The organism is Sphingobacterium ginsenosidimutans (genome assembly GCF_039536865.1).
Taxonomy (GTDB): domain Bacteria; phylum Bacteroidota; class Bacteroidia; order Sphingobacteriales; family Sphingobacteriaceae; genus Sphingobacterium; species Sphingobacterium detergens.
Genome location: NZ_BAAAZK010000010.1, coordinates 202,126 through 213,995, shown reverse-complemented (window position 1 = coordinate 213,995; position 11,870 = coordinate 202,126). Strand labels below are relative to the sequence as shown.

General features: G+C 39.2%; 8 protein-coding genes. 5 read left to right on the top strand and 3 right to left on the bottom strand.

What is annotated here, in order from left to right; all coding sequences use genetic code 11:
• Positions 1–47: 47 nt before the first annotated feature.
• The 5 genes from ABFX33_RS25825 to dusB all read left to right on the top strand — a co-directional run bounded on the left by ABFX33_RS25825 (position 48) and on the right by dusB (position 8,434).
• On the top strand, positions 48–2,438 hold the full coding sequence (locus ABFX33_RS25825; RefSeq protein WP_346089171.1) for a TonB-dependent receptor: 2,391 nt from the start codon (positions 48–50) through the stop codon (positions 2,436–2,438).
• A 25-nt stretch (positions 2,439–2,463) separates the two neighbouring features.
• On the top strand, positions 2,464–3,720 hold the full coding sequence (locus ABFX33_RS25820; RefSeq protein ID WP_257094752.1) for a DUF4374 domain-containing protein: 1,257 nt from the start codon (positions 2,464–2,466) through the stop codon (positions 3,718–3,720).
• A 66-nt stretch (positions 3,721–3,786) separates the two neighbouring features.
• Positions 3,787–4,920, top strand: a complete 1,134-nt coding sequence (locus ABFX33_RS25815) for a PepSY-associated TM helix domain-containing protein (protein WP_346089169.1) — start codon at positions 3,787–3,789, stop codon at positions 4,918–4,920.
• 10 nt (positions 4,921–4,930) lie between these two features.
• Positions 4,931–7,372, top strand: a complete 2,442-nt coding sequence (locus ABFX33_RS25810) for a TonB-dependent receptor domain-containing protein (protein WP_346089167.1) — start codon at positions 4,931–4,933, stop codon at positions 7,370–7,372.
• A 66-nt stretch (positions 7,373–7,438) separates the two neighbouring features.
• The gene (gene dusB / locus ABFX33_RS25805; protein WP_346089166.1) at positions 7,439–8,434 is read left to right on the top strand and encodes a tRNA dihydrouridine synthase DusB; all 996 of its coding nucleotides are present in this window, start codon (positions 7,439–7,441) and stop codon (positions 8,432–8,434) included.
• 70 nt (positions 8,435–8,504) lie between these two features.
• On the opposite strand, the gene ABFX33_RS25800 is transcribed toward dusB, so the two are convergent.
• The 3 genes from ABFX33_RS25800 to ABFX33_RS25790 are packed head-to-tail and all read right to left on the bottom strand — an operon-like array spanning position 8,505 to position 11,507.
• Positions 8,505–10,007 carry a lipopolysaccharide biosynthesis protein gene (locus ABFX33_RS25800; protein WP_346089164.1) on the bottom strand — a complete coding sequence of 501 codons (1,503 nt, stop codon included), beginning with the start codon at positions 10,005–10,007 and terminating at the stop codon, positions 8,505–8,507.
• Positions 10,007–10,294, bottom strand: coding sequence for an acylphosphatase (locus tag ABFX33_RS25795; RefSeq protein WP_346089163.1), 288 nt, complete (start codon positions 10,292–10,294; stop codon positions 10,007–10,009). The genes ABFX33_RS25800 and ABFX33_RS25795 overlap by 1 nt, the downstream gene beginning before the upstream one ends.
• Before the next feature lie 37 nt (positions 10,295–10,331).
• On the bottom strand, positions 10,332–11,507 hold the full coding sequence (locus tag ABFX33_RS25790) for an amidohydrolase family protein (protein WP_346089162.1): 1,176 nt from the start codon (positions 11,505–11,507) through the stop codon (positions 10,332–10,334).
• Positions 11,508–11,870 lie beyond the last annotated feature (363 nt).

The following is an 11,870-nucleotide window of genomic DNA, read 5'->3' as shown; positions in this document are numbered from 1 at the left end:
TTTAGAGTTACGCAACTTCTCTATGTGTAATTAATCTAAATAAAGTAATGTCAAAATTTAAAGTAGTATGGTTATTCTTTTTCCTAATCATATCATTTCCTTCAAATTCCCAACAACTAGCCGAAGTCAAAGGTAGTGTTACCAATACATCAAACGAGCCTATTCATGGGGCAACAATTGTCCTATCAGGTACAAATAAAGGAGCCAAAGCGGACAAAAATGGTTTTTTTAAAATAAGCGGAATCTCTTTCGGTAATCATCAGGTTACGATTTCCGCGGTCGGATATCAGACTATACATCGGTCAGTAACCTGTAGTAAAAATGTTATTGATCTATCCGGAATTCAAATGACCCCAGATCAAAAAATCATGGCAGAAGTTGAAGTTATAGGTCGATCCACTGCAAGTGAGATAACACGACAACCCTACAATGTCTCTGCAATAGATGCAAAAAAACTGTACAATACGACTTTAGATATCGGCCAGGCACTTAATAGAGTCTCGGGCGTACGCTTGAGAGAGTCTGGCGGTGTCGGATCAAATATGTCTTTTAGTATTAATGGATTCTCCGGCAATCAGGTGAAATTATTTCTGGATGGCATTCCGATGGACAATTTTGGTTCATCCTTTCAATTGAATAATATCCCGATCAATTTTGCCGAGCGTGTGGAAGTGTATAAAGGTGTTGTTCCGGTATGGCTGGGTGGCGATGCTTTAGGTGGTGCTGTGAATATTGTCACCAAAAATGACCCTGGGAAGTACCTTGATGCTTCTTATTCTTATGGTTCCTTCAATACGCATAAAACTGCGGTAAACGCGGGATACATCTCGAATAACGGATTAACGATGACCTTATCGGCCTTCCAAAACTATTCGGACAACAATTACTGGGTGAATGTGCGGACGGCTGATTTTGAAACCGGAAAATATACCAAAGGAAGAAGAAGGCGTTTCCACGACGCCTACCGAAATGAAACAATGGTTTATAATATCGGAGTCTCCAACAAGAAATATGCAGATCAGCTACTTTTTGGAATAACACTGGGTGAAAACAAAAAAGAAATCCAGACCGGAAACCACATGGACGATGTTTATGGAGGCCGGGAAGCCCTAGGAAATATCATCCAACCCAGTGTAAAATACATCAAAAAAGATCTATTTGTAAAGGGACTAGATGTCAACATATTTGGCCGATACAACCTCGGTAAAGAACGCAGTCTGGATACAGTGAACAGAAGATTTACCTGGTCCGGAGAGAGTGAACCCAAAGATAAAAATAACCCTAATGCTCCCGGAGGTGAAAACGAACTACGCGATTATCGTTTCAACAATAACAATGGTAACTTCATTGCCAATCTCGCCTATGCGATCAATGAAAAACACCATTTTATGGTCAATCACCTATTGACAACGTTTGACCGCAAAGGAAAAGATAAATATTACCCAGATCTCGAAATCAACAAGTTGCCACGAAAAACAACAAAAAATATTACTGCATTAGGTTATCGCACCAACATAGCCGATCAATGGGATTTAAATGTATTTGTAAAAAATTACAATCAAAAAGGTAAGTACTTTGAAGAAGTCAAGAAAAATGAAATCTACAAAAATGTAGAAACGACGGTCAATAAATTAGGCTATGGATTTGCGGCTTCCTACTTTGTCAATCCAACCCTACAATTGAAAGCTTCCTATGAGAAAGCTTCCAGATTACCTGAAAACAACGAACTATTTGGCGATGCACAAGACCTGAGCGCAAATCCAACACTTAAACCAGAGAATAGCCATAACATCAATGTCGGTCTCTCCTACACTAAAAAATGGAATGAGAATAACCATATCATCATAGATGCTAACTATACCTATAGAAATGCAACTGATTTTATAAGGCTCTACATCAGCCCATTAAGCTCAAACAACAAAAGAGAGAGTAAATACCTCAATTTAAGGAGCGTCCTCAATAATGGAGTAGATCTTAATCTAAAATATTTCTATAAAAATCAGTTTTCAATCGGTGGTAATCTCACCTACCAAAATATAATCAATAACACGAAATATGAGCCCGGTCAACTTGTAGAAAGCAGTGTTTACAAGGATCGCATGCCTAATATCCCATATTTATATGGTAATGCAGATGCTGCCTATTATTTGCACCACTTCGGAGGTAAACATAATACATTGACAATCGGTTACAACCTCCAATATATTCATGCTTTCTTTTTGGACTTTCCAAGTTTAGGCACGCCAGCACAGCGTTTCATTATTCCCGAACAGCTATCTCACGATGTCAACATTGTCTATGCAATGGCTTCGGGAAAATACAATGTCGCGCTGGAATGTAATAACCTAACTGACGCAACACGATACGACAATTTTGAGATGCAGAAACCTAGTCGGTCTTTCAATGTCAAATTCAGATACTTTATCCGTAAAAAATAACACACAATTTATTAAATAACTCAAAATGAAAAAGTCAAATTACTTAAGATTGCTTACAGTAGCCTGTGGCGTGTTAACAATTACTGCTTGTTCAAAGGACAAGCCCGTTGAAGGAGGAGAAGATTCAGGAAACTCGAAAAAGAAGGAAAAATTCGTCTTTATCGTAACTGGGCAAGGGAGTTCGGAATCAGGTTCATCAGGCACTTATATTGTTACTACGGATGATGTTACACAAGGTAATTTAAGCATAGTGGGTAACGGTATGCCGGCAACTGAGGCTTCTTTTATCAATCAAAACAACCATGTTTTTGGCCTGACATACGGTGGCCAAGGCCCGATAACTCCTTATGCTATTGATGCCAAAGGCGATCTGCAAAGACTTAAAGATGATCAGGTAAACGCCGAAACCGCAGGTATCTATGGTAATTTCGGTGATAAAAATATTATTTTGGGAACGACCAATAGAAGCATTGTAAACCCGGTCGCGACGCTAAGAAACTATGATGCTCAAAATTTCTCCATCGCCAACAAAAACACGGTCGATCTTTCCAAAGTATTGGGCGGTAAACGCATGGCAATCTGGACAGGCGTATTCCAAGTAGGTAATAAGGTCTATATTCCTTTCCAATCCGGAGATGGTTCAAGTAACTGGGGCGGAGATTTTACGACAACAGATACGACCTATATCGGTATCTTCTCTTATCCGGAACTTAAATTTGAAAAAACAATCCGTGACGGAAGAGGTTCCCATATCGGGAATTGGTGGGCTCAGCAAGGTCTAGCCGTGGATGACAAAGGCGATGCGTATGTTTGGTTCTCCGCAAATGAAGCGTCACTGGCATCCAAAAATAAATCTGGATTCCTACGAATCAAGAAAGGAACAGATGAATTTGATAAAGACTATTATTTCGATATCGAATCCCTTGGAAACGGTAAGATCGCAAGAGGCAGTTATCTTAAAGACGAGAAATTTTTAATGACGGTCTATAATAAAGGCGAACAAGCTGAAGGTGTAGGTGGTGGACTTGTCAAACTATATATCGTAGATATCCAAACCAAAAAAATGACAGAAATCAAAGAGATTCCTGCACATGAACAACAGGGATATAAAGATGTTGTATTTGTTGACAAAGGTAGCTCAAAAGCTTACTACACCTGTCAAAATAAAGACGACAAGCAATATTACACCTACATCATTGATATCAACAACGCTACCGCAAAAAGAGGGTTGAAATTTACAGGGATCTCCCATGTATCATCAATGAGCAAAATCAATTACTAATCACCTACAATGATCCGATCTGCCGACCAACAAGTGCAGATCGGATTATAAAAATCGTTTCCCATTATGCTCAGTAAAATTAATGCCTGGCTACACCTTTGGTTAGGAATCGCTGCGGGTATTCCTGTTATCATCTTAGGAATTACAGGCTGCGTACTTGTCTTTGAACATGATATCAAAGAATTAACCACAAACTATATTCAGGTCACAGCTCAAAAATCAGAAGAACAGCTTCCCCCATCCGCGATCTATAAATCTGTTAAAGCGACGCTTCCTGATTATGAAATTGCGAGTTCCTGGTATTATGGTCTGGACAAATCAGTTAAAGTAAGTCTAGATCACTCCGACAGTCTTGTCTATGTAAACCCATATACAGCCGAAGTCCTCGCGATTGTCAACCATGAGGATTTTTTCCATTTCATGGATGAGGGGCATCGTCATCTTTGGATGCCCACAAAAATAGGCAGGCAGGTCGTTGGCTGGAGCACCTTTATCTTTTTCATACTACTGATTACAGGCATGGTATTATGGTGGCCAAAGAAATGGAACCGTAGATCGAGAGAACAGAGTTTTACCATCAAATGGAAAGCAAAATTTAAACGTGTCAATTATGACCTCCACAACGTACTGGGTTTCTATGCGCTAACAATCGCATTCGTTATGTGCTTTACAGGGCTCATCATGAGTTTTCCCTGGATTCGAAGTTCCGTGGTCTGGATGACTGGGGGCTATCCCAACAAACCAAAAACGGAAAAGAATAATAAACCTGAGCTTCCGGATCAGCCGCTAAATGATGCGTTGGTAGTTGCTGATCAAATCTGGTATAAAGTGCGTCATGAATATGCAAAGTTCAACAAAGAAGCTGTTATTGTCCACTACCCCGAAAAAGACGATAAAGCGGTGTATGCCTGCACGGACATGGCCAACGGAAGCTGGAGAGACCTTAATTTTGACCGCAATACACTGGAATTAACAGGCCGCAAACAGGGACCAATTGATGAAGCCAATACCACGGAATGGCTCATGCGTTCCAATTACGCCCTGCATACCGGTTTTATCGGTGGAATGACCACCAAAATAATTTACTTCATCGCATCGCTTATCTGTGCGACTTTGCCTATAACAGGGTTCTACATCTGGTGGGGAAAGAAAAAAAAGTCAACCAAAAAAACAAGACGTCCACAATTAGCAACAACTTAATTATATAATCATGCCTTATATCCTCCGTTATCTCTTAAGTCTCCTTTGGATCTGTACCCTATTTACAAGCCAAGCTCAAAAAACAAATCATATCAAGGGACAGACTGTGGGCGAAGATAAACAGGCCATTCCTTATGTAAGTATTTCGCTTTATCACGTCAATGATGGTACACTGGCTAGTACGGCACGCTCAGATAGTACCGGAAATTTCAGGTTTACCAATACCAAAGCGGGTAGCTATTTTATTAAAGTCAAAAGCCTTACCCATCAGGATACTTTCAGTCCCCATTTCAGGTTGGACGAACATTTTGACGAGTATGACCTTGGCAAGATCCTATTATTGCAAAACAATACCTATCTCGCTGAGGTCGTCGTCAAAAGAAAAAAGCAATTTATCGAACAGCAACAGGACAAGCTGGTCTTCAATATTGAAAACTCCATGCTCGCAGACGGCAACAACGGACTGGAATTACTCAGCAAGATTCCAGGTGTCGCTGTCGATGAAAGTGGTTCGCTAAGCATTAAAGGTAAATCTGGAGCGACGGTCATGATCAATGGGAAAATTACATACCTGTCCGCCGATCAATTGGCCAATCTCCTACGGAGCACGTCCTCAACGGACATCAATAAAATCGAGGTCATGTCCAATCCAAATGCAAAACAGGATGCTGCTGGATCCGCAGGTATCATAAACATTGTATTAAAGAAAGGGCTCAAACAAGGGTTTAATGGTTCCGTATCGGCTAATGCCGGTGCCGGTAGAGGAGCACATCTTGGCGGGAGTCTAAACCTTAATTATCGTACAGAAAAAATCAACGTATTCGGGATTTATAATCAGTATTTCCAAAATCTGAAATATTATAACTCACTTACACGCTATTTTTACACTGATCAGGGATCAGTCCCTGAATCGTATTCACAACAGGAGAACAGCATACAGCCCAAACTCCGATCTAATAATTTTAGAGTCGGCATGGACTACAGCATAAATCCCAAACAGACGATAGGTTTCTTAATTAATGGAGGATTCGGGAAATATCCAAAGTACGAGCCCACCACGAATAGTTTCAGGAACTTTAATACCGATAATTTAGTATGGTCATCCACGACCATCACGGAGGGCAAGGAGCGTTGGCGAGATATGCTGTACAATGTCAATTATAATTTAAAGCTCAATGATAAAGGTCATGAATTAAAAATAGATCTTGACCTTGTTGACCACTATTCAAAAATGGATCAGCAGCTGAATACGGCATATAACAATGTCGGAACTTCAACACCGCCTGCAAGCTCCTCCAGAATAGGTGATATCCCCTCAGACAATAAGGTATATGTCGCCAAGCTAGATTATACACTTCCTCTTCCAAAAGAATATAAACTGGAAGCTGGCTGGAAGAGCAGTTACGTACGCACTGAAAACGATCTACATTATGATACATTACAAAATGATCAATATGTTCCGGATCTGGGTACAAGTAATCACTTTATCTACAAAGAGACTATTCATGCGGGTTATCTAAATCTATCAAAAAGCTGGCATAAGTTTTCAACGCAAATAGGCGTTCGTGGTGAACACACCCGTACACGTAGTCATCAAATTACATTGAACGAACAATTTGAAAGATCCTATTTCAAACTATTCCCAGCAGCGTTTTTCACTTATACAGCCAATGACAATCATAAAGTACAGACCAGCTACAGCTATCGTGTACAACGGCCTTCGTTTTGGGATTTAAATCCATTCAGGGTATACACAGATCCTTTTTCCTATGCTGAGGGAAATTCAAACTTAAACCCAGCATACGAACATTCCTTTGAACTAGGTTATACTTACGCAAGCAAATACGTCTTAACGCTGAATTATGCCCAGCGGTCAAATGTTGTCAACGAAATATTGGGCAGAGATCCACTTAATCCCTATATTACTTTTGAAAGGCCCGAGAATATAGGTTCTTTTAAAAATTATGGGATCTCCTTTATTGCCCCGACCCAATTTACCAGCTGGTGGTCGGCAACACATTTTGCAAATTATTATCGGAATGAATATGAATTGCCACAAGAAGATGGGCTAATTGTCCGCGAGGGCAATACATTAAGTCTAAACAGCCAAAATTCCTTCAAATTGCCTAAGGATTGGTCTATTGAATTGGGGGGCAACTATGTGTCTGGCTTGACGGTAGGGATCAGTCATATCAAAAGCTACGGACAGGTCTATTCTGGCATCCAAAAAAACTTCCTCAATAAAAAAGCCACGCTGAAATTAGTCGTAAACGACATTTTCAGAACCAACAATCGACGATATGAAACCATCTCCCCGACCATCAGGCTCATCGGTAGATCTAACCCCGACAGTAGGACCGCCATCTTATCTTTCAGCTACCGTTTCGGTGGTTCTCAGAACGCAACAGCACAACGCGCTACGGGTTCTGAAGACATAAAAAGTAGGCTCTAAACTCATGACAGTTAGCTAACTTTATACTAATACCAAATTTTGTACCTTTGTAAAAAAAAATTGAAGATGTCGGTCAAGATTGGTGAAAATATTGAATTGGGAGAATTCCCATTGTTACTTGCTCCGATGGAGGATGTCAGCGATCCCCCATTTCGGTATGTTTGCAAACAAAATGGTGTTGATTTAATGTATACTGAATTCATTTCCTCAGAAGGACTGATTCGTGATGCGGCTAAATCTGTTCAAAAACTAGATATTTTTGAATATGAACGGCCCATCGGTATCCAGATATTCGGTGGAGATATTGAAAGTATGCGTCAATCAGCGGAAATCTGCACAAAAGCAAATCCAAATCTAATCGACATCAATTACGGTTGCCCTGTTAAGAAAGTGGTCTGTAAGGGAGCTGGCTCTTCCTTATTGCAAGACATTGATAAAATGGTTGCGATGACTAAAGCTGTTGTTGAAGCAACCCATCTGCCCGTGACAGTAAAAACCCGTCTTGGCTGGGATGACAATACCAAAAATGTATACGAAGTAGCAGAGCGATTGCAAGATGTCGGCATCAAAGCATTAGCAATACATGGTCGTACCCGTGCACAATTGTACAAAGGTCAGGCTGACTGGTCTATGATCCGTGATATCAAACGCAATCCACGCATTCAAATTCCAATTTTTGGCAACGGTGATGTGGATTCGGTGGAGAAAGCCGCTGCCTGGAGACAAGAATATGAGGTTGATGGTATTATGATCGGTCGTGCTGCAATTGGTTACCCATGGATTTTTAGAGAAATCAAACATTTCTTCCATACAGGTGAACGCCTGGAGGGACCTACAATTGCCGAACGTGTCGAGGTATGTAAAACACACTTAAACAAATCCATCGAATGGAAAGGTGATAAATTAGGGATCTTTGAAATGCGGAGACATTACGCAAATTATTTCAAAGGAATTCCGAATTTTAAAGAATCCAGAATGAAACTTGTCAGCTTACAAACGCAAGATGAAATTTTAGATGTACTCCATGATATTGAACATAACTTTGAAACTGAAGTATTTTAAGATTTTCCAATATTGAAAAAGGCGACAACCGAATTAAGTTGTCGCCTTTTTTATGTCCTTAACAAACCAGCTATTTTCTTCGAATTAATTTCATCAGCCCATTCTTTTCTAAGAAAAAAGTAATACCAAGCAGTAGCAATAACATCGCGTTTCCGATCCAAATATTACTATGAAAAACTTGAAAACTCAACCAGGAAATCAACAGCCCCACTCCGAGATATACAGAGATCTTGAGCATCTTATAAGGTATGGGATAATACTTCTGACCCCAGTAAAGTGAAAAAGCGATCATGACTAGATATACTACTGTTGTTGATAAAACAGCACCAACATAGGAATAAGTTGGGATAAGCCACACATTTAGCATAATTGTAATTAGCGCTCCTATGCCCGAAATATAAATAGCGTAACGTGTTTGATCCGTCAACTTATACCAAATCGATAAATTCATATATATTCCTAGTAGCACATAATTGAATAAAAGAATTGGGACAATTTTAAGCCCAGTCCAGTATGTTGCGACCTCTTTTTCATTACCCTTGATAAAATATTTCAGCCAATCCAGATTGACTGTCAATCCAACCATTGCGATAACCATAAGGATAACAAAATACTCCATGATTAGTGCATAGGTTTTCGATGCGTTCTGGTTTTTTGAATATGAAAAGAAGAAAGGTTCTGCCCCTAGTCTAAAAGCTGTAACAAATAAGCTTAAAAATACGGCCAATTTAGCAACTGCACCATATATACCTAAATCATCTTTCCCCGCCTCCCCTGGTACCAATTTCAGAAAGAACATTTTGTCTAGATTCTCATTAATAATAAATGAAATATTAGCGACTAGAATTGGGAAGCTATACTTCAACATTTCATTCATTAATCTTTTATCTAGGCTGAATCGGAAAGTTAACAATTCCGGCAGTAATAGAATTAATGTAACAATACTTGCGAAAAGATTGGAAATAAAGACATAACCTATCCAACCTTCTTTGAACCATGTTCCAGCAAAATCAGCCCAAAAAGTATATTTATGTACCCAATCCGGCAAGAACAAAATAAAGAACAAATTTGAAATCACGGTAATACCAATATTGACAAATTTCAGCGCACTATACTTATAAGGTCTCCCCTCGGCACGCAATTTTGTAAATGGTATGACAGCAAGCGCATCCGCAACGAGAATAAATGCGAAGTATTTAATATATTGCTCATAAAGAGACACATCTCCACCATCCGCGAACCACGAAGCAATGGGTCTTGTGAAAACAAATACAGACAACAGTAATAATCCGGCGGTAATTAAAGTAATAAAGAAGCTATTATTGTAAACTTTATTCTTATTCTGTGGTTCAACTTTCTGTAAATACCGGAAATAAGTTGTCTCCATTCCAAATGCTAGAATAGCATTCAGCATGGACATCCACGCATAAAAATTAGAATAAATTCCATAAATCGCTGCATCTTTGAATTTACGGAGATAGAGCGGTGTCATCAGGAATCCTATCATTCTTGAAACGATAGTAGTCACACCATAGATAACGGTATCGCTGAGAAATTTCTTTATTGTTGACACTAGGCTTGGGATTGGACTCTTTTAATCACTTCAAAATTAGAAAAGCCCTTCAGCTCGCCTTCCTCAACTTCAACAGCTTCAACAGTTGCATCCTCTGGACCTTCCTGGCAGAAGTCCATCATTGAATCGAGTGCAAAATCGTCACCTTCAGCTTCAATATAGACAGATCCATCTTTTTGATTGACAACAAAGCCTTTTACACCAACCTGATCTGCAACAGCTTTGGCCGTCAATCGAAAAAAGACTCCCTGTACTTTACCCCTTATTGAAATATTCAAATGTTTCATAAGAGCAAAAGTACAGAAGTTTTTGTGGAATTAAATACTATGCTAAACGTTTGATTTTAACTTTATCTGTCAAACGCATGTGTTCCATACCTTGGAGCAAAACAACTCCCGGCTTTTTACCTACTTCCAGAGATCCATATTTATCTTGGATATTCAACGCAACAGCCCCGTTGATTGTAGCCCATTGAATGGTTTGCAAGAAATCCAAATCTTCGAAATGTTCATGCAATGCTTTCAACTCTTCCAATACTGAAAGCGTATCGTTCGATGCCAAACTATCCGTTCCGATAACTAAGGGTTGTCCAGCATTTATAAAATTATGAATCTTAGGTAAAGCACCCTCGATATATAAATTTGCTTTCGGACACAAACACCACACAACATCCCGATCCATACGCTCCACAAAATCCAAATCTTTTAATGAAGTATACGTATTATGAACTAACAACAACTTATTCGGATAAGGCAAATAAGGTAAATAAGACTGGATCGAATTCCGGGCCTGCGCTTTAATAGAATCTGCATTTTTCCCGATACTCTTATAGAAGTCCAGGAACTCACCTGTCTTGTATCTAAACAATTTATTCTCTTCATCACTCTCCTGATTATGAATACTAATGATGTTCGTCTCAGGGACAGCTTTTTTGAATTTTTTGAAAAGAGCTTTTGAACAGGAATAAGGTGCATGTGGTGTAATCGACACATGGCCATTTCTGAATTCTTGCGTCAACGATTTTGCTTCTTTTAATTTAAAATCAGCTTCCTCAGGTTCAACACCAATGACTTCCACAAACGTATGATAAAGTATTTGCGATTCCTCTTTCAGTGTAGAAGAGTTATCTGTATTCGCATGATCGCCCACAGCTACAATACCATTTTCATACATCTCTTTATCCGCCTTTGCCATTGCATCATCCATTTTCTTCATTGAAGCACTACGTGAAGTCATCACCTGACTCAAGAAATTCGGCAGACCGGTACCTTTGGGTACTACACCTTTCATATGTGACAATTCAAGATGGCAATGGGCGTTGATAAAACCTGGAATAATAACGCCATCATACCTTTCGATCTTGACCTTATCATTCAAAGTAAACGATGCGGGTTCGTAAATACCCTGAATTACCCCCTCTTCATCTACCGCTACAATACCATCTTTTATTGGCATCGAAGTGATCGGTAGAATATAATTTGCGCTTAAATATTTTAACATTTTATCTCCTCACTCTCAAATTAGTAATTAAAAATTTTTGACCGATATGAATACATACTAACAGTAGAAAACTCTATGCCAAGGTACCTAAAAAGAACAATAAATACCAAAAACAAGCCTAAACGTAAAACTTTAAACCATAAGGAAATTTTAACAAATTTTTAACTAGCTTGGCTTTTTGTCAAAAAACACATCATGTTATACCATTCCGATTTTAATGTATATATTCGCACCATCGAATAGGGGTGCCTTGTTTTGTCAAAAACACAAATAAGGGCTGAGATTATACCCAACAGATTAAGTTCTGTGCACCTGATCCAGGTAATGCTGGCGGAGGGAGAGGTTAGTTAAATAGAACGATCA